Source organism: Streptomyces sp. NPDC002886, from assembly GCF_042888445.1.
GTDB lineage: Bacteria > Actinomycetota > Actinomycetes > Streptomycetales > Streptomycetaceae > Streptomyces.
Genome location: NZ_JBIAPV010000004.1, coordinates 40,738 through 65,912 on the forward strand (window position 1 = coordinate 40,738; position 25,175 = coordinate 65,912).

At 74.1% G+C, this 25,175-nt stretch carries 22 protein-coding genes; 13 read left to right on the forward strand and 9 right to left on the reverse strand.

Annotated features, from left to right (window positions below; all coding sequences use genetic code 11):
* The first annotated feature begins 30 nt into the window (after positions 1 to 30).
* Together ACFYYB_RS18640 and ACFYYB_RS18645 are read left to right on the forward strand one after the other, a co-directional pair.
* Positions 31 to 567, forward strand: a complete 537-nt coding sequence (locus ACFYYB_RS18640) for a GNAT family N-acetyltransferase (RefSeq protein WP_389436281.1) — start codon at positions 31 to 33, stop codon at positions 565 to 567.
* A gap of 196 nt (positions 568 to 763) precedes the next feature.
* On the forward strand, positions 764 to 1,600 hold the full coding sequence (locus tag ACFYYB_RS18645) for an SDR family oxidoreductase (protein ID WP_389436282.1): 837 nt from the start codon (positions 764 to 766) through the stop codon (positions 1,598 to 1,600).
* A gap of 32 nt (positions 1,601 to 1,632) precedes the next feature.
* Here ACFYYB_RS18645 and ACFYYB_RS18650 read toward each other — a convergent pair whose 3' ends face one another.
* A complete protein-coding gene (locus ACFYYB_RS18650) occupies positions 1,633 to 2,616 on the reverse strand; it encodes a hypothetical protein (protein WP_389436283.1) in 984 nt (327 codons plus the stop codon).
* A gap of 277 nt (positions 2,617 to 2,893) precedes the next feature.
* Here ACFYYB_RS18650 and ACFYYB_RS18655 point away from each other — a divergent pair, with 277 nt between their 5' ends.
* Entirely contained in the window at positions 2,894 to 4,012 is a 1,119-nt protein-coding gene (locus ACFYYB_RS18655; protein ID WP_389436284.1) for a glycosyltransferase, read from the forward strand.
* A gap of 37 nt (positions 4,013 to 4,049) precedes the next feature.
* On the opposite strand, the gene ACFYYB_RS18660 is transcribed toward ACFYYB_RS18655, so the two are convergent.
* Positions 4,050 to 4,925, reverse strand: a complete 876-nt coding sequence (locus tag ACFYYB_RS18660; RefSeq protein WP_389436285.1) for an NAD(P)H-binding protein — start codon at positions 4,923 to 4,925, stop codon at positions 4,050 to 4,052.
* Positions 4,926 to 5,032: 107 nt separating this feature from the next.
* Between ACFYYB_RS18660 and ACFYYB_RS18665 the strand changes: the two genes are divergently transcribed.
* Positions 5,033 to 5,767: a TetR/AcrR family transcriptional regulator gene (locus ACFYYB_RS18665; protein ID WP_389436286.1), complete on the forward strand. Its 735-nt coding sequence runs from the start codon at positions 5,033 to 5,035 to the stop codon at positions 5,765 to 5,767.
* Between the two features lie 57 nt (positions 5,768 to 5,824).
* Here the strand turns inward: ACFYYB_RS18665 and ACFYYB_RS18670 are convergent, their stop codons facing one another.
* Positions 5,825 to 7,549 (reverse strand): acyl-CoA dehydrogenase family protein, encoded by a 1,725-nt coding sequence (locus ACFYYB_RS18670; RefSeq protein WP_389436287.1) that lies wholly within the window; start codon positions 7,547 to 7,549, stop codon positions 5,825 to 5,827.
* Between the two features lie 76 nt (positions 7,550 to 7,625).
* Entirely contained in the window at positions 7,626 to 8,186 is a 561-nt protein-coding gene (locus ACFYYB_RS18675; protein ID WP_389436288.1) for a PadR family transcriptional regulator, read from the reverse strand.
* 148 nt (positions 8,187 to 8,334) lie between these two features.
* On the opposite strand from ACFYYB_RS18675, the gene nadE reads away from it, so the two are divergent.
* The 3 genes from nadE (at position 8,335) to ACFYYB_RS18690 (ending at position 11,159) form a co-directional block, all read left to right on the forward strand.
* Positions 8,335 to 9,165, forward strand: coding sequence for an ammonia-dependent NAD(+) synthetase (gene nadE / locus ACFYYB_RS18680; protein WP_389436289.1), 831 nt, complete (start codon positions 8,335 to 8,337; stop codon positions 9,163 to 9,165).
* Positions 9,166 to 9,295: 130 nt separating this feature from the next.
* Positions 9,296 to 9,556 (forward strand): hypothetical protein, encoded by a 261-nt coding sequence (locus ACFYYB_RS18685; protein WP_389436290.1) that lies wholly within the window; start codon positions 9,296 to 9,298, stop codon positions 9,554 to 9,556.
* A 28-nt stretch (positions 9,557 to 9,584) separates the two neighbouring features.
* Complete coding sequence (locus ACFYYB_RS18690) at positions 9,585 to 11,159, forward strand: MFS transporter (protein WP_389436291.1); 1,575 nt, start codon at positions 9,585 to 9,587, stop codon at positions 11,157 to 11,159.
* Positions 11,160 to 11,213: 54 nt separating this feature from the next.
* Here the strand turns inward: ACFYYB_RS18690 and ACFYYB_RS18695 are convergent, their stop codons facing one another.
* Positions 11,214 to 11,912 carry a TetR/AcrR family transcriptional regulator C-terminal domain-containing protein gene (locus ACFYYB_RS18695; RefSeq protein WP_389436292.1) on the reverse strand — a complete coding sequence of 233 codons (699 nt, stop codon included), beginning with the start codon at positions 11,910 to 11,912 and terminating at the stop codon, positions 11,214 to 11,216.
* Positions 11,913 to 11,950: 38 nt separating this feature from the next.
* Here ACFYYB_RS18695 and ACFYYB_RS18700 point away from each other — a divergent pair, with 38 nt between their 5' ends.
* A complete protein-coding gene (locus tag ACFYYB_RS18700) occupies positions 11,951 to 13,390 on the forward strand; it encodes an FAD-dependent monooxygenase (protein ID WP_389436293.1) in 1,440 nt (479 codons plus the stop codon).
* 30 nt (positions 13,391 to 13,420) lie between these two features.
* On the opposite strand, the gene ACFYYB_RS18705 is transcribed toward ACFYYB_RS18700, so the two are convergent.
* Both ACFYYB_RS18705 and ACFYYB_RS18710 read right to left on the reverse strand, forming a co-directional pair.
* Positions 13,421 to 15,037 (reverse strand): alpha/beta hydrolase, encoded by a 1,617-nt coding sequence (locus tag ACFYYB_RS18705; protein ID WP_389436294.1) that lies wholly within the window; start codon positions 15,035 to 15,037, stop codon positions 13,421 to 13,423.
* A gap of 322 nt (positions 15,038 to 15,359) precedes the next feature.
* On the reverse strand, positions 15,360 to 16,250 hold the full coding sequence (locus tag ACFYYB_RS18710) for a patatin-like phospholipase family protein (protein WP_389436295.1): 891 nt from the start codon (positions 16,248 to 16,250) through the stop codon (positions 15,360 to 15,362).
* Between the two features lie 551 nt (positions 16,251 to 16,801).
* Between ACFYYB_RS18710 and ACFYYB_RS18715 the strand changes: the two genes are divergently transcribed.
* Together ACFYYB_RS18715 and ACFYYB_RS18720 are read left to right on the forward strand one after the other, a co-directional pair.
* Positions 16,802 to 18,928: a PIG-L family deacetylase gene (locus tag ACFYYB_RS18715; protein ID WP_389436296.1), complete on the forward strand. Its 2,127-nt coding sequence runs from the start codon at positions 16,802 to 16,804 to the stop codon at positions 18,926 to 18,928.
* A gap of 208 nt (positions 18,929 to 19,136) precedes the next feature.
* On the forward strand, positions 19,137 to 19,601 hold the full coding sequence (locus ACFYYB_RS18720) for a hypothetical protein (RefSeq protein ID WP_389436297.1): 465 nt from the start codon (positions 19,137 to 19,139) through the stop codon (positions 19,599 to 19,601).
* 4 nt (positions 19,602 to 19,605) lie between these two features.
* On the opposite strand, the gene ACFYYB_RS18725 is transcribed toward ACFYYB_RS18720, so the two are convergent.
* Positions 19,606 to 21,120: a hypothetical protein gene (locus ACFYYB_RS18725; protein ID WP_389436298.1), complete on the reverse strand. Its 1,515-nt coding sequence runs from the start codon at positions 21,118 to 21,120 to the stop codon at positions 19,606 to 19,608.
* A gap of 266 nt (positions 21,121 to 21,386) precedes the next feature.
* Here ACFYYB_RS18725 and ACFYYB_RS18730 point away from each other — a divergent pair, with 266 nt between their 5' ends.
* From ACFYYB_RS18730 to ACFYYB_RS18740, 3 genes are read left to right on the forward strand one after another with little or no spacing between them, the layout of a single operon-like run.
* Entirely contained in the window at positions 21,387 to 22,958 is a 1,572-nt protein-coding gene (locus ACFYYB_RS18730; RefSeq protein WP_389436299.1) for a DUF6056 family protein, read from the forward strand.
* 6 nt (positions 22,959 to 22,964) lie between these two features.
* A complete protein-coding gene (locus tag ACFYYB_RS18735; RefSeq protein ID WP_389436300.1) occupies positions 22,965 to 24,029 on the forward strand; it encodes an aromatic acid exporter family protein in 1,065 nt (354 codons plus the stop codon).
* Positions 24,030 to 24,063: 34 nt separating this feature from the next.
* On the forward strand, positions 24,064 to 24,756 hold the full coding sequence (locus tag ACFYYB_RS18740; protein WP_389436301.1) for an aspartate/glutamate racemase family protein: 693 nt from the start codon (positions 24,064 to 24,066) through the stop codon (positions 24,754 to 24,756).
* Between the two features lie 22 nt (positions 24,757 to 24,778).
* Here the strand turns inward: ACFYYB_RS18740 and ACFYYB_RS18745 are convergent, their stop codons facing one another.
* The gene (locus ACFYYB_RS18745; RefSeq protein WP_389436302.1) at positions 24,779 to 25,171 is read right to left on the reverse strand and encodes a hypothetical protein; all 393 of its coding nucleotides are present in this window, start codon (positions 25,169 to 25,171) and stop codon (positions 24,779 to 24,781) included.
* Positions 25,172 to 25,175: the final 4 nt, after the last annotated feature.

The following is a 25,175-nucleotide window of genomic DNA, read 5'->3' on the forward strand; positions in this document are numbered from 1 at the left end:
TTGATGTCCCGTTATGTCATCATCCCTTTCATGAGTGAAGTCGAGATCCTTCCGCTGCGACTGACCCACCTCGATGCCGTTCTCGATCTCGGCTACCGGTCCTTCGACGTGAAGGCGATGCCCTACACCTCCTGGTCGCTGTCCTCCGTGGCCGCGCACTGGGACGCCCAGCCGGACGCCTGCTGGATCGCCCGCGACGCGGAGGGGCTGCTCGGTTTCGTCCTCGGGTCGCTGTCCTACGACGAGCGGGAGGACTGGGGCTACCTGGAATGGATCGCGCTGGAGGAGCGCGCCCGGGGCCGGGGGGTCGCGAGCTCCCTGGTCGAGCACTGCTGCACCGCGCTCTTCGCCGCGGGGGCGTCCCGGATCATCACCGACGTGGAGAGCGGCAACGCGGCGTCGGCCGCGATGATGCGGCGCAACGGGTTCGCCGAGAAGGTCACCGTCACCCTCTTCGTCCGCCCGAACCCGCAGGAGCACACGGCCACGGCCTCGCACTCCGCCCAGGACCCGGCCCGCTCCATGCTGCGCCGCGCCGCCAGGGCGGGCCGCGGCCCGGCCACGTAGGCGTCCGGCCCGCAGCCCGCCGGGCTGCGGGCCCCGCCGGACCGCCGGACCGTCGGCCCCGATCGGCGCGTGCGCGCCCTGACGTGCGCCCGCGCGCCTCCGCACGCCCCCGCAGCGGGGATGACCCCGGGCCGTGGCCGCCCCGAACATGAACTGCCGCCATCATCCGCAGCAATTCGGCCATCACGGGGGAACCATGGGACGACGCTGGCTGGTCACGGGATGCTCTTCGGGGCTCGGACACGCGCTGGCCACCGCGGCGGCCCGGGCCGGGGACGAACTGGCCGTCACCGCCCGCAAGACCGCCGACCTGGAGGACCTGGCAGCCGCCTGGCCCGGCCGGATCGTCCCGATCCCCCTCGAGCTGCGGGACGAGGCCTCCTGCGAGGAGGCGGTGCGCACCGCGGCGGAGCGCCTCGGCGGGATCGACATCCTCGTCAACAACGCCGCCGTCGGGCTGTTCGGCGCGGTCGAGGAGGTCTCGGACTCCGAACTCCGCGACCAGCTGGAGACCTTGGTCGTCGGCCCCTGGCGGCTCGCGCGGCTCGTCCTGCCGCTGATGCGCGCCCAGGGGCACGGCCACATCCTCAACGTCTCCTCCGTGGTCGGCCGGATGGCCTTCCCGGGACTCGCGGCCTACACCGCCGGGAAGCACGCCCTCGAAGGCATGAGCCGGACCCTCGCCATGGAGGCGGCTCCCCACAACATCCGCGTCACCGTCGTCGAACCCGGCATGTTCGCGACGCGCTACGGAACCTCCATGGCCGAAGCGGCCCATCGGGTCCCCGCCTACGACGCCACCAACCGCGAGATGCTCGAAGGGGCGAGGGGCCTCGCGGACAGCCCCGAGACCGGACGCCCGGAGTACTTCGCCGAGCGGGTCCTGGAGATCGTCGCCGCCGAGGGCCCGACCCCCCTGCGGATCCCCGTCGGCGACGACGCCTACGGGTACATCGACGCGGCCGAGGAGGTGGACCGCGCCGAGCACGCCGCGGCCCGCCTGCTCGTACAGGGCCCGCCGCCGCAGGCCTGACAGCGGCCCGCGGGGCGGTCGGATCGGCGGGATCAGCGGGCGGCGGGGAAGACCTTCAGCCAGGTGCCGCCCGGACCCCCGGTGGCGTCGGCGTAGCCGCAGCCGTCGGCCTGCGCGGACGCGGCGGCGTAGGACACCTCGATCCGCACCTTGGGGAAGTCCGCGACGAAGGCCGCCACCGCGGCCCGGCCGGCCTGGGCGGGCCCGCGCTCGCCGACGAGCCGGACGGTGCCCTGGTCGATGCCGCGGATCCACTGGCGGAAGGACTGCGGGCGCATCTGCTGTCCCGGCGCCATCGCGTCGCGGATGTGGTCCGCGATCTGGTCCAGGGCGGAGGCCACCTCGTCGAGCGGCGCCTCGGTGCCGCTGGGCGCCGGGTACAGGAACGGGGCGCGCGGCTGCTGGTCGACCGCCGTGACCGTGCCCTGGAAGCGGTAGCCGTCGCGGCCGGCGACCTTGGCGTCGAAGGTCGCGGTGACCGCGGCCAGGGGGCTGCCGGGGTAGCTCTTGACCCACTGACCGCCGTCGCCCTGCTCGGCGTCGCCGATGCCGTAGCTCCCGTACAGTCCCTCGCCGGCCTGGAGGAGTTGCGCCGTACCGCCGCCGAACAGGGCGTTGCGGTAGCGGACCTTGAGGGCGAGGGCCGGGAAGTCACGGCGGAAGTCCTTGATCACCGACCGGCAGGAGTGGCACGGACCCATGTCGGAGGACAGATCGACCGTGCCCTTGCGGACGGCGGCGATCCGGGTCCGGTACTCGGCGGAGCTCCGGCAGCCGAGGTGGCGGTAGATCGCGTCGGCGAGCAGGTTGACGACCTGCCGCTCGGCGTCCTTGCGGTGCTGGTTGCCGCGCAGGGCTCCGGTCCAGTCCGAGGGCTCGGGCAGGTCCTGGTAGTAGTTGTCCCCGCGCAGGTCCTGGTGCGAGAGGCTCTCGAACTCCCCCTCGAGGTCGGCGTACCCGACGAAGGCGATCGAGTACCGCAGTCGCGCCTTGTTCCTGAATGCCGCCGTGGTCATGGGCCCCCCACTCGGTCCCGGCGTACGCCGCGACCCGGCCGGCGGCCGGATCCTTCACGCCGTACCCCACCGCTCCACCATGACGCGGAGTGATGACAGATCACTGAACGAATGCTCAACGTCCGGCTCCGGACCGTGGGTTGCGCGCCAGAATCGTCCGAAATTCGATCATCTCGAGGGAAACCGAGGCGAGAGCGGGTTCGTTCGAACATGTGCCATGACCCTCAAGGAGCCCCGACCGCGCGGTAATTCGGGGCTCCACCCAAGGAGCGATAGCGTGCGCATCCTCTTCACCGGCCCCGCTTCGGTGGGCCACCTGTTCCCGATGGTGCCGACCGCCCAGGCCCTCCAGGCCGCCGGGCACCAGGTGCTGTTCGCGGTCTCGGCCCCGTACGAGCAGATGCGGCAGGCCGGTCTGCCCACCGTCGAGATCGGCGACGGCTCGACGCTGATGGACGCCTTCAAGCGCGCCTCGAACGGCGCGGACCTCGAGTTCGTCACGGACGGCAACAGCTTCGAGGAGACCGAGCGGCAGGCCGCGGCCGGTTTCGCCGAACACGGGCGGGTCACCATCGACGACCTCCTCGCCCTCGCCACGGCCTGGCGGCCGGACGTCCTCGTCCACGCCGCCTTCCAGGCCGCCGCGCCCCTGGTCTCCGCGGCCCTCGGCATACCGGCCGTGGTCCACAACTTCGGCGTGATGTCCGGCCTCGGCATGGTCGACCGGCTCGCCGGCCTGCTCACGGACGAGTACGAGGCCCGCGGGGTCGAAGGCCCGGCCACCCGCACCGTCCTCGACGTCATACCCCCCTCACTGGGCGGGGACGGCACCGGCTGGCGCGTCCGGTACACCCCGTTCAACGGTGGCGGCTCCGTTCCGCGTGACCTCCTGGCCCGCGGCTCCCGGCCCCGGATCGCCATCACCCTCGGGACCGTGGTGCCCGCGTTCGCGGGCGTCGACCCGGTCGCCCGGGTCGTCTCCGAAGCCGCGTCGGTCGACGCGGAGTTCCTGCTCGCGGTCGGCGACACCGATCTGAGCTCGCTCGGCGCGCTTCCCGGCAACGTCCGGGCACTGCCCTGGGTGCCCCTGGCGCAGCTCTTGGACGGCGCGGACGCGATCGTGCACCACGGCGGCTCCGGCACCATGCTCACCGCCGCCGCTCTGGGCGTCCCGCAGCTGATCCTCCCGCAGGGAGCGGACCACTTCATCAACGCCGACGCCGCCACCGACCGGGGCTTCGCCCTCCGTGCGACCGGCGACGAGGTGGACGCCGACCTGCTCGGGCGGCTGCTCACCGACGAACCCCTCCGCAAGTCGGCCGCGGCCACCCGGGCGGAGATCGCCGCGCTCCCCTCCCCGGCCGGCCTCGTCGCCTCCTTCGAGGCCATCGGCTAGCCCGGGAGGCCCGCCCGGCTTCGCGCGCCACCGGGCTTCACGCGGTGACGGCGGGCTTGAGGACCTCGACGCACCACTGGCGGAAGGTCGTGGGCGCGGGTCGGCCCGGGTTCGCGTGGTCGGCGTCGTAGATGCCGTCGTTCTGGGCCGCGGCCATCTCCGCCAGGCCCCGGGCCCAGGCATCGCTCATCCCGTAGCCGGCCATCGTCGTCCGGTACGTGTCGAGGTCGGTCTGGAGCGCCCGGACCGGCCGCTCCAGGACCTCGGACATGATCCGTGCCATGTCCGCGGGGGTCAGGGCGTCGTCGCTGATCAGCGGCACCTCGTCCTGGCCGCTCCAGGAGCCGTCGAGCAGCAGGCCGACGGCGGCCTCGGCGATGTCGCGGGTGGCGACGGTCGCGAGGGGACGGTCCACGGCGTTCGCCGTGAGGAAGCCGCCCTCCGCGATCGCCGCGGCCTGGCTCAGGAAGTTCTCCATGAAGAAGGGCATGGCCAGGGCCCGGTAGTCGACGCCCGTGTTCTCGATCAGCCGGTCCATGGCGAACGCCGGCGACAGCAGTCCGGCGGGCTTGCCGTAGGCGCGGCCGAGGCTGGTGATGCCGACCACCCGTTCGACGCCCGAGGTCTTGAAGGCCTCGCAGGCCGGGCGGGTGAAGTCGAGGTAGTGGGCGAGGGCGTCCTCGGCCCGGGGGTCCGGCGGAACCAGCCACAGGACGCTGTCGGCGCCCTCGAATGCCTCGGCGAGCACCTCGGGGTCGTTGTGCGAGCCCCGGACGACGGCGACGCGCTCGCGGACGGCCGGATCCAGCCGGGAGGGGTCGCGGGCGATCACCCGGACGGGGCGGTCACCCCGGGCCAGCGCGCCGAGGACCTGGTGGCCGATCCGGCCCGTGGGTGCGGTGATGACGATCATGGGGACCTCCTGCGGGATGCACTGCTTCCACTTGTTTCCACTGATAACGAAAACACGTTAGCGCGAGCGAAGCAAATCGCTAACGTGATGCTGTTATCGTTGGAAACATGGAGAGCACCGACCGCGGCACCGACCGCCCCGCCCCGGCCGAGGGCAATCGCGAGCGGATCATCGCCGCCACCGCCGCGCTTCTCGCGGAAGGCGGCCGGGAGGCCGTGTCGACCCGTGCGGTGAGTACCGCCGCGGGGGTCCAGGCCCCGACCATCTACCGGCTCTTCGGCGACAAGCAGGGCCTCCTCGACGCGGTGGCGGCCCACGGCTTCGCGGTCCATCTCGGCCAGAAGGCCGTACTGGAACCCAGTGGCGACCCGGTCGAGGACCTGCGGACCGGGTGGGAGCTCAACCTGTCCTTCGGGCTCGCCCACCCGGCCCTCTACGCCCTCATGTACGGAGATCCCCGGCCCGGGGAGCCGCCCGCGGCGGCCCGGGCCGCGCTGGAGATCCTCGGCGCCCACATCCACCGGATCGCCGAGGCGGGCCGGCTCCGCGTCGACGAGGAGCGGGCCACCCGGCTGGTGTACGCGGCGGGCGGCGGCGCCACGCTCGCGCTCATCGCCACCCCCGAGGACCGCCGGGACCTGAGCGTCTCCCGGCTGGCGAGGGAGGCCGTCATCGCCGCGATCACGACCGAGGCCCCCTCGGCGCCGGCCCCCGGTCCCGCCGGTGCGGCGATCGCGCTGCGGGCGCTGCTCCCGCAGACCACCGGGCTGACGCCGGGCGAGCGGCTCCTGCTGGGGGAGCTGCTCGCCCGCATCGCCGGCCAGGCCCCGGCCCCGGCCTGACGCGATGGCCGGCCGTGAGGCCCGCGAAGCCCGGGCGTCAGGACTTCACACCGGGTGTCAGGGCTTCATCTCGTACGCCCCCGCCAGGGCCTCCACCCGGGCCCACACGCGCGCCGAGCGGTCCGCGTCCACGGCCGGGCGGCGGACCGCGCCGAGGGCCCAGGCCTGCTGGTCCGCGGTGGCGGAGTCCTTGCCGTGCAGTTCGACGGCGTGCGCGGAGAAGTCCCGTACGAGGACGCCGAACAGCTCGTCGAGCACGTCCTCGTCCAGTCCGGTCAGGCGGGCCTGCTCCAGGACGAGCTGACCGTGCACGACCAGGGCGAACAGCTGGCCGACCGCCAGGAGGAGGTCGAGGTCGCGGCTCTGCCGCTCGTCGGGTGCGGCGGTCTCGACGAACGCGCAGAGGGCGTCGGCCTGCGCGCGGAAGCGGGCCACGTTGGGCAGGGCGGCGTACGCCTCGTAGGCGGGACGCCAGTCGTGGAACCGTACGGATCCGAGGCCGCGGGCCGGTCCCTGGCGGAAGAGGAAGGCGTCGTCGGCCGCGTCGAGGCGGGTGGGGACGGGGGCGTAGTCGGCCGGTTCCAGCAGGTGGTTGCGCAGGAACTTGAGGATGAGCGCCAGGTTGACGTGGACCGTGCCCTCCAGCTTGGGCAGGCCGCGGATCTCGACGGCCGCCTGGGCGAAGTAGGTGTCCTTCTCGAAGCCCTTGGCCGCGATGACGTCCCACATCAGATCGATGACCTTCTCGCCCTCCGTGGTCACCTTCATCTTGGTCATCGGGTTGAAGAGGAGGTAGCGGCGGTCGTCGGGGCCCGCGGAGCGGAAGTAGTCGACGGCGCGGTCGCTGAACAGCTTCATCCCGACGAGACGGACGTACGCGTCGGTCAGCTCGCGGCGCACGTGCGGGAAGGCGGTGACGGGGCGGCCGTAGAGGATGCGGCCCTGCGCGTGGGTGACGGCCTCGTACATCGCGTGCTCGCAGATGCCGATGGAGGCGGTGCAGAGGTTGAACTTGCCGACGTTGACGGTGTTGAGGGCCGCGTCGAAGGCCGCGCGGCCGGTGTGCAGGACGTCCTCGGTGCCGACCGGGTAGTCCGTGAGGCGGAACTCGCTGACGTACTTGGAGGAGTCGACGACGTTCTTCACCACGTCGTACGCGGGGTGGCGGCTGTCCGCGGCGAAGAAGACGTAGCCCTCCGGGCCCTCGACGTCGGTGCGGCGGCCGAAGACGGAGACGAGGCCGGCGGCGTTGCCGTTGCCGATGTAGTACTTCGAGCCGGTGGCCCGGAAACCGCCGTCGGCCGTGGGCTCCAGCAGCATGTCGGTGTGGTAGATGTCCGCGCCGTGGGTCTTCTCGGACAGGCCGAACGCGAACACCTCGCCCGCGTCGAGGAGCTGTGCGGCGCGGTCGCGGGCGGCGGCGTTGTCGCTCTGCCAGACGGGGCCGAGACCGAGGATGGTGACCTGCCACGCGTACCAGTAGTCGAGGCCGTAGAAGCCGAGGATCTCGTTGAGGGCGGCGATGCGCGCGGTGTCCCAGCGCTTGTCGGGTCCGTCCTGGCCGGCGGCCGGCTCCGGGGTCAGGAAGGTCGCGAAGAGTCCTTCCTTCGCGGAGAACGCGAGGAAGTCCCCCAGCCAGGCACGGGTGCGGTAGTCCTCGATCAGCCGGCGCTTGCCGCGCTCCTCGAACCAGTCGACGGTCGCGCGCAGCAGCCGGCGGGTCTCGGGGTCGAAGTGCGCGGGGTCGTAGGTGCGCGGGTTGAACAGCAGCTGGTCGCTCATGGGCGTTCGCCTTCCGGTCGGAGGATGAGGGGTGACGAGAGAGTGGGAGGAGGAGGGAGGGCGCGGCGGCGCCGGGTCAAGGGGACGCCAGGCGGTGGAGGGTGGCCAGTACGTCCTCCAGCCAGGCGAGCTGCATGCGCTCGTAGGCGATGCCGCCGCGGAGCACGACGTGCTGGAGCTCCCGCCCCGCGTCAGAGGGATCCGGAGCCGGAGCCTGCGGTCCGGTGAAATCGCGGAGCTCTCCCGCCAGGTAGTGCGTGAGCCGCTCGGCGTGCGTGTGGTGGTGCCGCTCGACCTCGCGGATCAGGGCGGCCGGATCGTCGAAGGCCGCGCCGCGGATCTTCACGGCGAGCTCGTGGCGGACGGTGTCGGCCTGGATCGGCTCGTGGAGCCAGGCCGAAAGGGCGGCCCGGCCGGCCTCGGTGACGGAGTACTCCTTCTTGTCCGGCCGGGTCCGCTGCGGCACTTCGCGGACGTCGAGCCGTCCGTCGCCCTCCAGCCGGCTCAGCACGCGGTAGATCTGCTGGTGCGTCGCGGTCCAGAAGTAGCCGATGGACCGGTCGAACCGGCGGGCCAGCTCATATCCGGATCCCGGCTGCTCCAGCAGGGAGACGAGGATCGCGTGCTCAAGTGCCATGCTCCGATCCTTCTATGCAACTCGTTGCATAGACAAGCGCCGCCACCAGGGTGAGACACGGCTCACCCGCGCGCTCGGTTAGGGTCGGCGGGACAGTGCGGCGCATCCCGTCGCATCGCGAACCGACGAACCACCATGAGGAGCAACCGTGAGCCAGCCGGCGTCCACCGCCCTGCAGCAGGAGATCGCCCGGGAGCTCCTGGTGGCCGAGAGCTTCGACGCCGAGCGCGAGATCGAGCGCCGGGTGGCGTTCCTCGCCGAGCGGCTCACCTCCACCGGCCTGCGCTCCCTGGTGCTCGGGATCAGCGGCGGGGTGGACTCCACCACGGCCGGCCGGCTCTGCCAGCTCGCCGTGGAGCGGGTCCGCGCGGCCGGGCACGAGGCGGTCTTCTACGCGATGCGACTGCCCTACGGGGTCCAGGCCGACGAGCGGGACGCCCAGCTCGCCCTCGGTTTCATCAACGCGGACCGGGTGCTGACCGTGGACGTGAAGCCCGCGAGCGACGCGGCGCTGGCCGCTTCCCTGGCCGGCGGTACCGTCTTCCGCGACGCCCACCACCAGGACTTCGTGCAGGGCAACATCAAGGCCCGCCAGCGCATGATCGCCCAGTACGCGGTGGCCGGCGCGCACGACGGCCTGGTCGTCGGCACCGACCACGCCGCCGAGGCGGTCTCCGGCTTCTTCACCAAGTTCGGCGACGGCGCGGCCGACGTGGTGCCGCTGACCGGGCTGACCAAGCGCCGGGTACGGGCCTGCGCCGACGCCCTGGGCGCACCGGCCGAGCTGGTCTGGAAGACGCCCACGGCGGACCTGGAGACCCTCGACCCGGGCAAGGCCGACGAGGACGCGCTGGGCGTCACGTACGACGAGATCGACGACTTCCTGGAGGGCAAGCCGGTCGGGGAGCGCGCCTTCGACACGATCGTCCGCCGCTACCGCCTCACCGAGCACAAGAGGCAGCTGCCGATCGCGCCGTAGGCCGTCTCTTTTCGGCTCCCGCGTCGGGGTGGCGGGCGTGAAGTCCGCCTCCTCCGGGTACTGGTCGGTCACGGCGAGCACACCGTGCCCGGCTCGCCATGGCGGTGCCGTTCCCACCCGAGGAGTCCCCGTGGCCGTCCTCAGTACGATCCTCGTGATCCTGGTCGCCTGGTGCGCCGCCAGTGTGATCACAGCCGCGCTCTACACGGCCCTGCGCCGCCACCACGTCCGCCGACAGCGGGCGGCGGCGGCCGGGCCACATACGAGGACGGGCCGCGCCGGCCGCCTCCACCGGCCGCACCGCCTCCACCGGCACCACCGGCCCGCTCACCCGTCCGGCCGTTCCGGCTGGGGGCGCCGCGTCCCACCGCCGGATCTCCAGGCGGGCTGAACCTCACGATCCGTGTTTGGCTGACCGCATGACGTCTGCCACCAGCGGAACCCCGTCCGGCCCGATGCCCGGCGCCTCGCCCCGGCCCGCCGACGGCGCACCGGCGGGCCCGCCCGATCCCCGCCGCTGGTGGGCACTGGCCGTCATCGGGCTGGCCCAGCTGATGGTCGTCCTCGACGCGACGATCGTGAACATCGCGCTCCCCTCCGCCCAGCGCGATCTGGGGATGTCGGACGGCAACCGGCAGTGGGTGATCACCGCCTACTCGCTGGCGTTCGGCGGGCTGCTCCTGCTCGGCGGGCGGATCGCCGACCTCATCGGCCGCAGGCGGGCGTTCGTGATCGGCCTGAGCGGTTTCGCGCTCGCCTCCGCCCTGGGCGGCGCCGCGAGCGGGCCGGGGATGCTCTTCGCGGCCCGGGCGCTGCAAGGCGTCTTCGCGGCGCTCCTCGCGCCGTGCGCGCTGTCGCTGCTGGCCACCACCTTCGACACCCCGCGGGAACGCGCCAAGGCCTTCGGCGTGTTCGCCGCCATCGCGAGCGGCGGCGGGGCCGTGGGCCTGATCGCCGGGGGCCTGCTCACCGAGTACCTCAACTGGCGCTGGTGCCTCTACGTCAACGTGGCCATCGCCGCGGTCGCGGTCATCGGCGCCTTCGCCGTCCTGCGCGGCTCGGGACGCACGGGGGCGAGGCTCGACGTCCCGGGGGCGGTCCTCGGGTGCGGCGGCCTCGCGGCCATCGTCTACGGGCTGAGCGAGGCCGAACCGCGCGGCTGGTCCGACGGCCTGGTCATCGGGCTGCTCGCCGGCGGGGCCGCCCTGCTCGCCGCCTTCGGCTGGTGGCAGACGCGGGCGAGCGACCCCATGCTCCCCCCGCACATCATCAGGGACCGGACGCGGGCCGGCTGCCTCGTCACCATGGCGCTGGCCACCGTCGGCCTGTTCGCCCTGTTCCTGTTCATGACCTACTACTTCCAGCTCGTCCTCGGCTACTCCCCCGTCAGGACCGGGCTGGCCTTCCTCCCCATGACCCTGGCGATCATCACCGGTGCGACCCAGGTCTCGGCCCGCTTCCTCGACCGGCTCGCCCCGCGCCGGCTGATCGTCCCCGGGCTCCTCCTGGCCACCCTGGCCCTGGTCCTGCTCACGCGGCTGAGGGTCGACTCCTCCTACGCGACCCACGTGCTCCCCGCCATGCTGGTCCTCGGGTTCGGCATGGGCCTGGTCTTCATGCCCGTGATGTCGACGGCCACCCAGGGCGTGGCGCGCAAGGACTCCGGGATCACCTCGGCCACGCTCAACACGGCCCAGCAGGTGGGCGGGGCGATCGGAACGGCGCTCCTCAACACCATCGCGAGCACGGCCGCGACGGCCTACGCCGCCTCGCACCTCGCCGGACCGGCGCAGGCCGACCCTCACGCCCCCGCCTCCGCGGCGCAGCGGCTGATCGAGGCCCAGGCCGTGGTGCACGGCTTCGGGGTGGCGCTCTGGTGGGCGGCCGGCATCATGCTCCTGGGCGCCGCCACGGCCGCCGTCATGGTCACCGCACCGGCGCCCGCGCCCCGGCGCGAGGTGCGCGGCGCGGCGGTCGCGGCCCCGGCGCCCTGACGGGGGCGCTCGGGGGGACTGCCGGGTCCGCGGGTCGGGCCGGTCCGGTGGGATCTACGGGCCCTGCGGCGCCGGCCGCGCGGTCGGCGGGAGCAGGGTCGAGGCGATGCCCGCGAGCACCGCCGCGAGGCCCGCTTCGAAGCCGGCGTCCTGATCACGGAACATCTCCGGGCCCGCCTCGGCCGTCAGCGGGTAGCCGGCGAGCCGGTCGGCGCGGGCCTCCAGGTCGTATCCCTCGCCGTCCGAGCCGGGCAGCGGGCCCATCGACTGCTCCTCGATCACGTACCCGATGGTGTAGCTGTACACGGTGAACCAGGCCCGGGCCGCCCCCGCCGCCGTGAAGCCGCCCGCGACGAGCGTCCGTAGATGGGCCTCCATCGGAGCGGCGTAGCTCATGTCGGTGAAGTGCGTACCGCTGTAGACCTTGGCCCCGTCCCGGTAGCGCAGCAGGTGCTCCCTGAGCCCCCGCATCGCGGCCTCCAGCGCCTGGGACCAGTCGCGGGGCGGGCGGGCCGCGTCCAGGTCCGCCGTCATCCGGCGGAACATCTCGGTGGCCATCTCGTCGAGCAGCGCCTGCTTGTCCTTGAAGTGCCAGTACAGGGCCGGTGCCTTGACGTCCAGCTCCTTGGCGATGGCCCGCAGGGTCAGGCCCTCCAGGCCCACGTCTCCCAGCAGCCGCAGGGCCGTGGACGCCACCGTCGCCCGGTCCAGGCGGGGCCTTTCGGGTTTTCTCTCGCGTTCTTCTCTCACCACCTTGACAACTTAACAGCGTTAAGCGGATTCTCGTACCCATGACAGCACTTAACAGCGTTAAGGAAATCGACGGTCCCGACGTGCTCGTCGTCGGCGCCGGCCCCACCGGACTGGCCCTCGCCCTGGACCTCACCCGTCGCGGCGTCCGCGCCTTGGTCGTCGAGCGGGCCGACACCCTCTTCCCCGGCTCGCGGGGCAAGGGGCTCCAGCCGCGGACCCTGGAGGTCTTCGACGACCTGGGTGTGGGGGACGCCGTGCAGGAGGCGAGCGCCCACGCGCCCATCGGCCTGATCTGGCAGGACGGCCTCTCCGTGGGCGAGCACGACATGCTCGGCGACGGCGGGGTCGGCGGCCCCACGGACACCGAGCCGTATCCGCGGTCCCGGCTGCTGCCCCAGTGGCGCACCCAGGAGATCCTGTTCGAGCGCCTGACCGGGCTGGGCGGCCGGGTCCGCTTCGGCGTCGCCCTGACCGGTTTCGACCAGGACGCCGGCTCGGTGAACGCTCACCTCTCGGACGGCAGCACGCTGCGCGCCGCCTACCTGGTCGCCGCCGACGGCGGCCGCTCCACGGTGCGCAAGGCCCTGGACATCGGCATGACCGGCGAGACCGTCGATCCCGCCCCGATGGTCGTGGCCGACGTCCGGCTGCGTCCCGGCGCCCTGGACCGCGACCACTGGCACCTGTTCCCCGGCCCGGAGGGCGGCTTCGCCGCGCTGTGCCCGCTGCCCGGCACCGACGAGCACCAGTTCGTCGCGCGGACCGAGAGTCTCGACATCCCCGCCGCGGTCGCCGCGCTGACCCATCTGGAGGCCGAGGACGTCACCGAGGTCCGGTGGGCCTCGGACTTCAGGCCGCGCGCCGCCATGGCCGACCGGTTCCGCTCCGGCCGGGTGCTGCTCGCGGGCGACGCGGCGCACGTGCACTCCCCCGCCGGCGGCCAGGGGCTCAACACCAGCGTGCAGGACGCCTACAACCTCGGCTGGAAGCTCGGACAGGTGCTGCTCCACGGTGCGGATCCCGCGCTCCTGGACACCTACGAGCAGGAACGCCGGCCCGTCGCCGCGCACGTACTGGGCCTGTCCACGCGGATCCACCGCGGCCAGGAGGAGCGCGGCGACGCCACCCGCCAGCTCGGCCTGGGCTACCGGGGAGGCCCCCTCTCCGAGGGGGCCGCGGGCGCCTTGGAAGCCGGGGACCGCGCCCCCGACGGCCCACTGCCGGACGGGCGCCGGCTCTTCGACCTGTTCCGGGGACCGCACTTCACCCTGCTCGCCGTCGGAACCGACGCCGAACTGCCCTCCGTGGAAGCGGATTTCCTGGAGGCGCACCGGATCGGAGCGTACGAGCCGTACGGCAAGGGGCTCTTCCTGGTCCGGCCCGACGGGTACGTGGGCTGGGCGGGCGAGGACGCGACCGGACTGGCCCGCTACCTCGCCCGCCTGGCTCGCCCCGGCTCACCCGGGACGGTGAGCTGAGGCGGATCCGAAACCGAGGTGGATCCCCGGTCAGCGCAGGGTGGGGATCACGTCGTTCGTCTCGTCGACCGGCGCGGGAGCGGTGGTGCGGCGGCCGAGTGCCTCCGGGGGCGTCTCGTCCGCGCAGACGGTGCCCCGTGCGGGCAGCGCCAGGGTGGCCAGGTAGGAGTTGACGAGTGCGCTGACGCACTCGCTCCGGTTGTAGCCGGTGTGCCCCTCGGCGTCGAAGGTCAGGAGCCGGCCGGCGTCCAGCGTCCCGGCCAGGGCCACGGCGTCCTGGTACGGGGTGTCCGGGTCACCGGTCGTGCCGAGGACCAGGATCGGGGCGGAACCGGCCGCCCGGTAGGAGCCCTCGTAGCGGCTGGGGCGTTCCGCCTGCCACTGCGCGCAGGCGGGCGCGTGGTTGTGGTCGTAGGTGGGCGGTCCCAGACCGATGGGCGGTCCGAGCAGCGGCGCCGAGGCGGACTCCGCGCCGACCAGGGCGCCCAGGAGGAGCCGGCTGCTCGGATAGACGCGGTCGGCGCACTCGACGGCCAGGTTGACGTTCAGGAAATCGAAGGAGCCCGGTGAGGGGGGTGAGAGGAGGAAGGAGGTCTTGTGGGCCTGGGCCAGGGCGAGCGCCTCTCCCAGGTAGGGCCAGATTTCCTTGCCCGAGTTGATGTTGAACATCAGGCGGTAGGCGAGGGTGTAGCCGGTGGCCGGGCGTCCGCTCGCGGTGATGACGGGATCGGCGTCGAGGTCCCGCTTGAGCCGTTCGAAGGCCTGCCGGGGCTCGCCCTCCCCGAATCCGCAGGCGGCGGCGTTCCGGGCACACCAGTCGAGGAACCGGCCGACCGCCGAGTCCAGGGCGGTGAACTGCGCGGCGTCGTAGGCGTAGGGCACGTCGGCGTAGCGGCGCGGATCGTAGGCGCCGTCGAGGACCATGGCGCGCACGCGCCGGGGGAACTGGGCGGCGTAGACGGTGCCGACGTAGCTGCCGAAGGAACGGCCGTAGAAGGTGAGGGTCTCCTCGCCGAGGGCCTGGCGCAGCAGGTCGAGGTCCTTGGCGTTGGACCCGGTGCCGATGAACGGCACGAGGCCGCCGGCGCGTTCGCGGCAGGCGGCGGCGAACTCCCGGCCCTGCCGGAGGGCGGTCTGCAGGGCTCTCGGTCCGGGGACTCCGCGCGCGGCGTCGACGGCGGCCGAGTACTCCGCGTCGTTCCAGCACTCCACCTGACCGCTGCGCGCCACGCCCCGCATGTCGTACCCGACGACGTCGAAGCCGTCCCGGAGGGCGGCGGGGAGGGCGTCGTAGCTGTTGCGGGCGAAGTTCACGCCGGAGTTGCCGGGTCCGCCGGGGTGCAGCACCAGGACGCCGGTGCGGTGGGCCGGGTCGGCCGCGAGCCGCCGGGTGACGACGATCGGGATGGTGCTTCCGGTGGGGCGGCGGTAGTCGAGCGGCACCTGGGCGGTCGCGCACTCGAAGCCGTCTCCCGGGTCGTCGGCGCAGGCACCCCAGGTCAGTACGGGTACGGGTGGGGCGGGCGGGGCGGTGGCGGCCCCCGCGGCCCCGGGGCCGGCTCCGAGGAGCGCGGTGACGGCGATCAGGACGAGGGCTATCCCCCACACCACTCGCTTGCGCGCATCATCGGCTGAACGGGTCTGCATGCGGTGAACTCCCTTGATGGAAGGTCGGCTGCAAGGGCGCACACCAGATCGGGGGTGAGTGGGCGCCCACGCTCGGCTGAGCGGCAGGGCCAGGTTCCCATCCCCGGGTCGGGCCCGGATAGACGGCGTGCCCTGCGGGATGCGGAACGCACCGCCCCGGCCTGCGGGTTCGGCCCGGACGGCCCGCGGTCGGGGTGGGCCGGGCGGATGACGGCCGGTCGGTTCGGCCGGTTCAGCCGGTCGGTTCGGCCCTGCCGGATCGGCAGGTTGCGGGGGCACCGGCTCGGGCGAGTGGGCCGTGCGCGGCGGCGAGGGCCCGGTGTCAGGCCGTGCCGGATCCCGGGTTCCACACCGGGCGGAGCCGTTCGGCCGCGGCGCCCGCCTGGGCCAGGCCCGCCCGGTACGCCGGCTCCCAGCGCGCCAGGTCCTGCAGGTCCGGCCCGAAGGCCCGTACGGCGTCCGGATCGGGCCCGAGGGTCACTACGGTCCGAGCCCCGGCGGAGCCCGGCCGCCCGTCGAGCGGCTCGCGGGGGAACAGGTGCGCCATGGGCTCCACGACGACGAGCGTCCGGGCCCCGGCCGCGAGGTCCGCGTTCGTCCCCGCGCGCAGGGCGCCGTCCATGTACCGCCGCCCCGCGACCGCGACGGGCGGCTCGGCTCCCGGGAAGGCGCTGCTCGCGGCCACGGCCCGGACCAGCGGCACACCGCTCGCGCGGTCCCACACCACGGGCTCGCCGGTGGCCGCCTCCACCGCGGTGATCAGCAGCCGCCGCTCCGGCCAGCCGCCGGCTCCGATCAGTGCGGCCCGCCCCGCGAGCAGCGTCCGCTCGGCGTCGGGTCCCGATGCCGAGTCGGCGTGCTCCAGGGCTATCCGGCCCACCCGCCGCCGGGCCTCCACCGGTTCCAGCCCGGCCTCCCCGAGCACGGCGAACACGGAGCCCAGCCGGGCGGCGTCCGCCCCACCGCCACCGGGTCCGGTGGCCGGCGGCGGGGCGGCTCCGAGGGAGGCGAGCCGTCCTGGATCCTGGCCGGTGGCCAGCAGGGCGCCGACGATCGCCCCGGCCGACGTACCGACGACGAGGTCGGCGCCGCCCAGGTCGACCCCCGCGCGGCGCAGTCCGCCGACGAGGCCCGCCATCCAAGCCGTACCGACCGGTCCGCCCGGTCCCAGGACGAGTGCCCGCTCCGCGGTGGCTCCGGTATCAAGGTCCACTGGGTCCGCCCCTCGTGTGCTGCCGTCAGGTGGTCGTCGGTGACCGGTGGCCAACGGGACCGACGGTAGGACCTCGACCGGAGTTGAGGTCAAGCGGTCCGGGGCCCCGGCAGCCCCCCCTGCCCGACGCTTGCCGTGTGGATCCGCTCACACGGGAGCACTCCCCTTGGCTCGGCCGCGCCGGTCGGTTCGCCCCCGGACGCCGACTCCTCGTCAGGCGCCAAGGCCCGGGCTGGCACCGCGCCCACCAAGGCCTCGGCCGCGCACACGACCGCCCGCGCCGGTACCGCGACTTCGGAACGGAGCGCCCGGGCCCACCGAGCCGGAGCGGAATTCCACTTCCGCTCCACAGGGGCAAAATGGATCAATTCGGGTGATTTCGATAAAAGATCACCTATCGCCAGATAGCCGACTCGACGGTGTGTCAGGCGCACACGCGCGAGGCATAATCTGGCCCGGTCGTCTCCGGCAAGCGGTGGGGCCAACGGGGCAGCGAACCGCCCCGCACCCCAGTTCCGCACCCGTCCGAACGATCCCCCGAGGCGTAGCAGATGTCCCTGGCCAGCCGCACCCGCCTCGCGGGCCTGCTCGCCGCGCTCACCGTCGGCGCCGTCGGCGTGACGACCTGGGCCTACGGATACGGGAGCACGCCCGAGTCGGCGGCTCCCGGGGCGGCGCTCCGCCCGGGCGTGACCGAGGGCACGGTCCTCCAGGTGGTCGCGCATCCCGACGACGACCTCTTCTTCATGAACCCCGACCTGAGCCGCTCCATATCGACGGGCATCAAGGTCGCCACCGTCTACCTCACCTCCGGCGAGGCCGACGGTCGCAACGAGGCCCACAGCCCGCACCTGCAGGACCCCACGGCCCCCGCCGACCGCGCCGCCTACGCGGAGGCCCGGCAGAACGGCATCCGGGCCGCCTACGCGCAGATGGCCACCGGAGACCGCACCAGCGCCTGGCAGCGCCGCTCCATACCCACCGTCGGCGGCGGCAGCGCCGAGGTGGACGTCCTCGTCGCGCGGCCCGAGGTCAACCTCGTGTGGATGCAGTTGCGCGAGGCGCGCAGCATCTCCGGGGACAATCCGGACAGTCTGCGCGGACTGTGGGACGGCAAGGTCCCCGTGCTGGGCTCCCAGCTGACCTCCGGGACGCCGGTCACGACCCCGTTCTCGTACGACAAGGACCAGGTCGTCGAGGCCATAGCGGCGATCTTCGCGCAGTACCGGCCGACCACCATACGGACGCAGGACCCGACGCCGGGCCGGTCGCGCGGCAGTGGCGCCTTCCTCGACCACCAGGACCACATGTACGGGGCCCGCTTCGTGCAGGCCGCCACCGAGCGCTACGCGAAGTCCACCGGCCGGCCGCACTTCTCGGTCCAGAACTACGTGAGCTATCCCAACAGTGGTCTGCCCCCGGTCCTCGACCCGCAGGCCGGCGAGGAGAAGCTCGGCTACCTCAAGACCTACGCCTGGTCCGACCACCAGGACTGGTGCGGCAGCCCCGCCGGCTGTGGCGACCGCAAGACGGCGACCCGGCCCGCCGGCGCCGGCTGGAGCCGGACCATCCGTTACGGCCGGGGCGATGTCACCTCCTGGATGACCGAGGGCTCCGCCGGCCGGCTGTGGGCCTTCACCGTGCTGGACGGACGGATGGCCTACTGGACCCGCGGCACGGACAAGGCCCCTTGGCAGGGGCCCGAATTCCTCCCCGGGTCCGGCATGGACACCGGGGCGACGGCGGTACGGCTCCCCGACGGCAGGGTCGCGGTCTTCGGCACCCGGACCACGCTGGGCGCCACGCCCCAGGAATACCGGCGCGAGCTCGTGCACTCCGTCCAGGTCGCGCCCGACGGCGCCTTCGGCCCCTGGGTGTCGCTGGGCACCCCGGACACGGACGACGTGTCCGGCACCTCGGCGATCAGCGCACCGGCCGTCGCGGTGGACCGTACCGGCCGGATGACCGTCTACGTACGCGATTCCCGGCGCACCCTGCGCGCCAGCGAGCAGTCGGCACCCGACGGCGGCTTCGGCGCATGGGACTCCCTCGGCGGCTCCGGCCTCCAAGGCGACCCGGTCACCGCGACGGATGCGGCCGGGCGGCGCCACGTGTACGCGGCCACGGCCCAGAGCGTGCTGGCCTGGATCCAGCAGACCCCGGACGCCCCCTTCGGCGCCCCCGTCCCGACCGGGCTGCCGGCCACCACCGGGCCGCTCTCCGCGAGCCCGCGGGGAGACGGCGTCTCCCTGTACTTCCGCCGCCCCGGCACGGGCACCGTCGCCACGAGCCTGGTCACCGCGGGCGGGACCGCACCGCAGTTCTCCCCGGTCACCGAGGAGGGCGGCGAAGGCGGCTACGGCTCCGTCGGCGTCGCGGGGAGCCTGCTCACGGGCCGCGCGGGCGCGGGTACGGTCGGGGTCTCGGACACGGACGGCGGACCGGCCTGGTACGAGTCCCAGATGCACTACACGGGCGCCCCGACGGCCCTGACCGCGCTGGACGGTACGGCCTTCGGCGCCGTACTCGGCCTCGACGCCGTGCTGCACGTCACGACGGCTCCCCCCGCCGGCTCCGAGCCGTCCGGCAGCCGTCCGCCCTCCTCCCCCTGGTATCCGGCGGTCCCGCAGCCGGCGGACGAGGCGGACGACCGCACGGGCTCCGGGTGGCAGCGCTGAGCGCTGCGGGCGACGATGGCGGCGGACGGCGCCGGTCCCGGCCGACGGACCCCGGACCCGCCGTCTGATCCCGGCGGCGGACCCCGATCGACCACCCGTTCCCGCCCGGTCCCCGTCCCACCCCACTCGACTCGCGATCGGGGCTCCCATGACCTCGTGCTCCCCCGTGCGGAGGGAATCCGCGGCCGCTCGTCCCGGCGGCGGGCGCGTGCGCCGGGGGCCGGGTCCGGTCCGTGCCGCGACCTCGGTCGCCGTGCTGGTGTTCCTCGCCACCGGATGCAGGAACGACACCGCGCCGGCCTGGGGGTACCCGGACCTCGGGGCGACCCTGGGCTCGCTGTCCCGGGCGCTGGACGAAGGGTGCGCGGGGGCTGCCCCCGAGCGCTGCGCCGAGGATCTCGACCGGCTCGACGTCCTGCTGGAGCGGGCCTTCGCCCAGGTCCTCGACCACCGGCTCGTCGACGCCGCGTCCGTGGACGCCCGCAACGAGGTGGACCGTACGAGGGAGCTCCGCCGGGCCGCCGCGGTCCGGGCGCGCGCGCTCCGGGATCCGTACCACCCCCCGCTCGACAGGGCGCTGGCGGCCGAACGCCTCGCCTGCCGCGCGCTCCTGGCCGCGCTGGAACACGTCCGCGCCGTGCCGCCGCCGGACGAGGGGGCGCGGCCCGTCTGACCCCCTAGGGGGTCAGGGGCGGGGTCGGAAGCCCCGGGCCGTCCAGCGCCACCAGGGCCAGGACGGCGAGGGAGCCCGTCCACGCGAGGGGGGCGACGGAGCAGGGCCGGCCCGACCCGTCCACCTTCTCCGGCAGTTCGCCGAGCGCGTTGCGCTTCGAGAGGACCCAGTCCATGACCCGTCCGGCCTTCTCGGGCCGGCCCGTGCCGGCCCAGGCGAGCGCGAAGAAGGCCGTGCTGGGCGTCCAGGCGTACGCGCCCCAGCGCGCCCCGGGATCGTTCCCGGGGGTCAGCCCGCCGTTGGGCAGCAGCAGTTCCCGGTACGTGGTGTCCAGTGCCCCGGCCAGGCCGGCGGGGGCCTCGTTGAAGGGGGGCGCCATGAAGGCCACGGCGCTGTCGTGCCCGTGGCGTCCGTCGACGGTCCGCTGGTACCCCAGGGGGAGGAAGCGTGCGGAGATCCCGGCGGACAGCCGCCGCGCGGCCCGGGCCCAGCGGGCCGCCTCCTCGGGCCGGTTCGCCTTCCGGGCGAGGTCGGCGGAGGCGTTGAGCCCGGCGAGGAGGGGTGCGGCCGTACCGATGTTCGCGGTGGGTGTCGTCAGCTCCCAGTAGTCGGGGGACGCCGGGGGCAGCCCGTCCGCCCGCAGGGAGCCCGCCGCGTGGTCGGCGGCCTTGCGGATCATCGGGTAGAGGGCGGCCAGCCGGGCTCCGCGGGTGGCCCGGGGGGCCGCCTGGTACCACTGCCAGGTCGCCCAGGGGACCCAGCCGTTGGCGTCGAGCTGCCAGGCCCTGGCATCGGGCGGCCCGGATCCGTCGAGCTTCGTACGCGCTTCCCAGACGCCGTCCGCGCGCTGGGTCGCGGCGCTGTAGCGCAGGATCCGGTAGGCCTCGGCGTCGTGTCCGGTGTGCGCGAAGGCCGCGGCGGCGAAGCTGGAGTCCCGCGGCCAGGAGTACTTCCAGCCGTGGGTCCAGCCCGCCGCCACCGCGCCGTTCGGGCGGAGCAGGGCGCGCATCGCCAGCAGGGCCCGCTCCGCGGCCGCGCGCCGTTCGGGCGAGGCGCCGGGGATCCGGCCGGAGGCCAGCCAGGCGCGGCTGGCCTCGATCTGCCGCCGGGCCGCCGGATGGCCGGGGGCGACCACGGCCGAGGCCGTCCTGGCGTCGGGGAGGTACATCCACCGGCCCGAGGCCAGCCGCAGGACGTGGCTCCCCCGGACGTAGCGCGCGTCCGCGGCGAGGGACGGCGGAACGCCCTCGGCGGCGGTCGTGTTGGACAGGAGGCCCGCGGTGGGGACCGCGAGGGCAGCCGGCCGTGCGTGGCCGGGCTCCGGCTCCCCCCGGTCCCGGTGGCTCGTGAGCACGGCGAACGACGCCGGGTCGCCGTCGCGGGTGGGGTGCCCGGCCTCATGGCGGGTGGGGTGCCCGGGGTGCCGGGCGGTGGGGTGTCCCGGGGTGCACACGGGTACGGCGACGCTCGCCAAGGCCGCCGTGACGACCGCCCAACGACCGGTCCGGACACCGGGCATCGCCGCTCCCTCCGCCGGGCCCGCGTGCGCGCGGACCCTGGCCCCCATCCTGGGCGCGCCGCGCGAAGGCCGCCACGGAGCGCGCGCCGCGCGGGTGAGCGGGGAGCGCGGGGTGCCCGCGGCCGCGTCACCGGCCTGGCGCTCCCGGGATGCCGGGGGCCGGGGGCCGTGCACACCATGGGTGTCCGCGGGCCGGTCGGTCACCGTGGGTGGGCGGGTGCGTCGGCCGCCCCTCCCGGCCGGGTTCCGCTGCGAAGGGCGGGTACATGAGCACTTCCGCAGGCGAAGGCGAAGGCGAGGGCAAGGGCGAACGCAACCCGCACGAGGGCGCCGGAGTCGGCCGCCCCCGTACGCTCCTGCGCGGGGTGCTCCCCGCCGCGGGTGCCGTCCTCGTCGCCGCGGCCGGTGCGCTGATCGCCGTGGGCTGCTTCCTCGGTCTGTACGTGCGGCCCACGTCCGACGACTGGTGCGCCGGCTGGAAGGCCCGCGACATGGGCGTCCTCGGCATCACCTCCGACTTCTACACGACGCAGAACGGCCGGATCACCAACGCCTTCCTGAGCGGTCTCGTCTACGGTGACGGACTGGCCGGGGCCCAGATCCTGCCGACGGTGATCGCCGTCTGCTTCACCATCGGACTGGTCCTGCTGGGGCGCGAGTTCGTCCGCTTCCTCGGTGGCAGGCCCCGCATGCTGGTCCTGACCGCCTGCGCCCTGGTCGTCCAGGCACTGGTCTATTTCGCGGGACCCCGCAGCTATCAAGTGCTGCTGTGGGCACCCGCCACGATCTCCCACACCGTGCCGAGCGTCGTCGGCGTGTGGGTGCTGCTGCTGGCCCTGCGGACCGCCTGCCATCCCCGTACCGCCGTCCGGGTGGCCGGCCTGGCCGGCGCGTTCCTCATCGGCTTCGCGATGGGCACCCTGAGCGAGCCGTTCACCCTCGTCAGCGGTCTCCTCGCGGCGCTCCTCGGGCTGCTCTGCCTGCCCCGGCTCGGACTGGCGCGGGACTGGCGGCCGTTCACCTGGTGCCTCGTCTGGTGCTCGGGACTGGTCTGCGGCCTGGTCGTGCTCTACACCTCCCCGGGTGCCCGGTGGCGCCGGGCCCAGCAGCCGGCCAAGGAGTCGATGCTGTCCCCGGGCGAACTCCGGGCCACCTTCGAGGACTGGCTGCGCATGTGGGACTCCGTCGCCGGCCGGCCCGCCTACCTCGGAGCCGCGGCCGTCGGCGTCCTGCTGGGGCTGACGGCGGTCCTGGGGAGGGGCGGGCGGTGCGGGCCCGTGCCCGGGAAGCGGGAGGCGCGCGGGACCGTACCGCGCGGAACGCTCATCGCCCTGTTGCTGCTCCCGGTGCCGGTGGTGGTGCTGGGCTCGTTCGCGGTGGCGGTGGGCCTGCGCAGCGGTTACGGACCGGCCGGGTGGACCTACGCCCGGACCTGGACGAGCTACCTGGTTCCGATGGAGCTGGGCCTCTGCGGCTACGGCGCCCTGCTGGGGGCCTGGGGCGGGCGGCGGGTCCGGGCGCACCGGAGCACCGGCACGGCGCTCCCGGCCTCCGCCGTGGCGGCGGGCTGCCTGGCGCTGGTCTCGGTGGCCGTACTGGTCCCCGAGCTCCGGCGGCTGACGACCACCACGGTCACCCGCTCGGTGGCCTGGGACGCGCAGGACGCGCGCATCCGGGCCGAGGCCGGGCGGGGCGCCACGGACGTGGCGTACCGGCCGCTGTACATCGGCGACCTCGCGGAGCCCTTCTACACGCAGACCTACGAGCGGGACTGGGTCGCCGCCTGTGTGTCGAAGTGGTACGGCATCGACCGGATCCACCGCGGCCGAGCGGGCTGACCACGGATGACCGATCTCGCCTCCTCCACGGCGCACCGGGCCGGGCGGGCCCGGGAGCTCCTGCGCACCGAGGGTCCGGCCGCCGCCCGCATCGTGGTCACCGTGGCCGCCGCCTGGCAGGCCGCTCTGTGGCTGGGCGCCGACCAGCCGCCGGTGTTCGCGGCGATGGTGCCCCTGGTGGCGCTGCGCGGTGATCCGATGACGGCCCTGGGCACCTCGCTGCAGCGGATCCTGGGGGTCGTGGCGGGGGTGCTGCTCGCGATCGGCGTCCTGAACCTGTGGCAGCCCTCCACCCTCACCCTGGCCCTGGTCGTGGCCCTCGGCCTGGGCGCCGGCATGGTCCTGCGGGCCGGCGGCGCGCTCAACATCCAGGTCGCGCTGTCCTCGCTGCTGGTCTTCGCCAACGCCTCCCCCGACTCCTACGGACTGGACCGGGTCTGGGAGACCGTCGCGGGCGCGGCGGTCACCATCCTCCTCGCTCCGCTGCTGTGGCCGCCCGACCCCCAGCGCCTCCTGACGGTCATCGCCGGTGAATGCGCCGCACGGCTGAGCCGCTCCCTCACCGCCACCGCGGCCCTGCTGGGCGGCGGGCCGGCCGCCGCCCGCGACAACCTCACCCGGGTGCACCTCCACGTCGACGCGGTGCACGCGGGCGCCGCACGCGCCCGTGAGGCGGAACGCGCCCTGCGGTTCAACCCCTTGCGCCGCCGTCAGCGCGGCACCGTACGCCTCCTGGCCGAGCGCATCGCCGCCGCCGACGGGCTCGCCGCGCACGTGGCGACGCTGGCCGGGGAGGTGGACGCCTTCACCTGCCGGGAGGACCTCGCTCCCGACCTCGCCCGTGCTCGGCTCCGGGTTCCCGAACCGGCCTCGCTCACCGCGCGGGCCGTCGAGGAGGCCTTGTCGGGCGAAGACCCCGGGGCCGCCGTGACCGCCGCCCGCGCCGCGCTGGCCGACTACGCCCGCGCGGACGCCCGGCCCGTCGCCGTCGCCCTGCGCCGGCCCTTGCACCGGGTCCTCGACGCGCTGGAGTTCCCGCCCACAGCAACCCAAAGCCAGACTTATGGATGAATGAGCATAGGGAGATCTCCCTTATGATCGGCGCATGAAGACCATCGGGTTGATCGGCGGTATGAGCTGGGAGTCCACGGCGGAGTACTACCGGATCCTCAACGAGCGGACCCGCGAACGCCTCGGCGGACTCCACTCCGCCCGCTGCGTGCTCTACTCCGTGGACTTCGCGGAGATCGAGCGCTTGCAGGTGCAGGGCCGCTGGGAGGAAGCCGGCGAGGTACTGGCCGGTGCCGCCCGGTCGCTGGAAGCGGCGGGCGCGGAGCTCCTGCTGATCTGCACCAACACCATGCACAAGGTCGCGGACCCGGTCCAGGCCGCCGTCTCCGTCCCCCTCCTGCACCTGGCGGACACCACGGCCGCCGCCGTCCGGGGCGCCGGACTGCGCCGAGTGGGGCTGCTGGGCACCGCGTTCACGATGGAACAGGACTTCTACCGGGGCCGCCTGGCCGCGGGCGGGCTCGACGTCAGCGTCCCGGGTCCCGAGGGGCGTGCACTCGTACACCGGGTGATCTACGAGGAGCTCTGCCTCGGCGTGGTCCGGGAGGAATCGCGCACCGCCTACCGCCGGGTCGTCGGGGAACTCGTCGCCGGGGGCGCCGAGGGGATCGTCCTGGGGTGCACGGAGATCGAGCTGCTCATCGGTCCCGAGGACAGCCCCGTGCCGCTCTTCCCCACGGCCCGCCTGCACGCCGAGGCGGCGGTGGACGCGGCTCTGGCTCCGTGACGCAAGGCCCCGTAAGGGCCCGTCAGGCGGGGCCGAAGAGGTCCTCGCGCGCGTCGTCGAGGATGAAGCCGTTGTCGAAGCGCACCCGGACGGTCACCCGCAGCGGCTCCGCCCGGTAGGCGGTCCATGCGGGCTCCAGCCCGGTGACCTTCTCTTCCAGCTGCTTCCTGCTCTCCGCCGGCATGCCCGCGCCGTAGGCGTCGAGGAGCGACTTGAGCCGTTCGTACTCGCGGGACTCCTCGGTCTGCCGGTCGTGCTCGACCACCCCCACCACGGTGCCCTCGGTGCCCGCCGCCAGGGACAGCGAACCGGCGACGGCCCCCGCCGGTCCCGAAGGGTCTTCCGTCATCGCGACCCAGTCGGTCAGGCGGGTGTCGGCGGCCAGCCTCACCCGCAGGCCCTCTTTCAGCGTCATCGTC

Bases quoted from the DNA above. Each gene is read 5' to 3' on its own strand.
- ACFYYB_RS18665 (WP_389436286.1), top strand. From the start codon at position 5,033: ATGGAGAGCACCGACCGCGGCACCGACCGCCCCGCCCCGGCCGAGGGC.
- ACFYYB_RS18730 (WP_389436299.1), top strand. From the start codon at position 21,387: ATGAGCACTTCCGCAGGCGAAGGCGAAGGCGAGGGCAAGGGCGAACGC.
- ACFYYB_RS18640 (WP_389436281.1), top strand. From the start codon at position 31: ATGAGTGAAGTCGAGATCCTTCCGCTGCGACTGACCCACCTCGATGCC.
- ACFYYB_RS18735 (WP_389436300.1), top strand. From the start codon at position 22,965: ATGACCGATCTCGCCTCCTCCACGGCGCACCGGGCCGGGCGGGCCCGG.
- ACFYYB_RS18745 (WP_389436302.1), bottom strand. From the start codon at position 25,171: ATGACGCTGAAAGAGGGCCTGCGGGTGAGGCTGGCCGCCGACACCCGC.
- ACFYYB_RS18660 (WP_389436285.1), bottom strand. From the start codon at position 4,925: ATGATCGTCATCACCGCACCCACGGGCCGGATCGGCCACCAGGTCCTC.
- ACFYYB_RS18670 (WP_389436287.1), bottom strand. From the start codon at position 7,549: ATGAGCGACCAGCTGCTGTTCAACCCGCGCACCTACGACCCCGCGCAC.
- ACFYYB_RS18740 (WP_389436301.1), top strand. From the start codon at position 24,064: ATGAAGACCATCGGGTTGATCGGCGGTATGAGCTGGGAGTCCACGGCG.
- ACFYYB_RS18715 (WP_389436296.1), top strand. From the start codon at position 16,802: ATGTCCCTGGCCAGCCGCACCCGCCTCGCGGGCCTGCTCGCCGCGCTC.
- ACFYYB_RS18725 (WP_389436298.1), bottom strand. From the start codon at position 21,120: ATGCCCGGTGTCCGGACCGGTCGTTGGGCGGTCGTCACGGCGGCCTTG.
- ACFYYB_RS18705 (WP_389436294.1), bottom strand. From the start codon at position 15,037: ATGCAGACCCGTTCAGCCGATGATGCGCGCAAGCGAGTGGTGTGGGGG.
- ACFYYB_RS18645 (WP_389436282.1), top strand. From the start codon at position 764: ATGGGACGACGCTGGCTGGTCACGGGATGCTCTTCGGGGCTCGGACAC.
- ACFYYB_RS18675 (WP_389436288.1), bottom strand. From the start codon at position 8,186: ATGGCACTTGAGCACGCGATCCTCGTCTCCCTGCTGGAGCAGCCGGGA.
- ACFYYB_RS18690 (WP_389436291.1), top strand. From the start codon at position 9,585: ATGACGTCTGCCACCAGCGGAACCCCGTCCGGCCCGATGCCCGGCGCC.
- ACFYYB_RS18700 (WP_389436293.1), top strand. From the start codon at position 11,951: ATGACAGCACTTAACAGCGTTAAGGAAATCGACGGTCCCGACGTGCTC.
- ACFYYB_RS18650 (WP_389436283.1), bottom strand. From the start codon at position 2,616: ATGACCACGGCGGCATTCAGGAACAAGGCGCGACTGCGGTACTCGATC.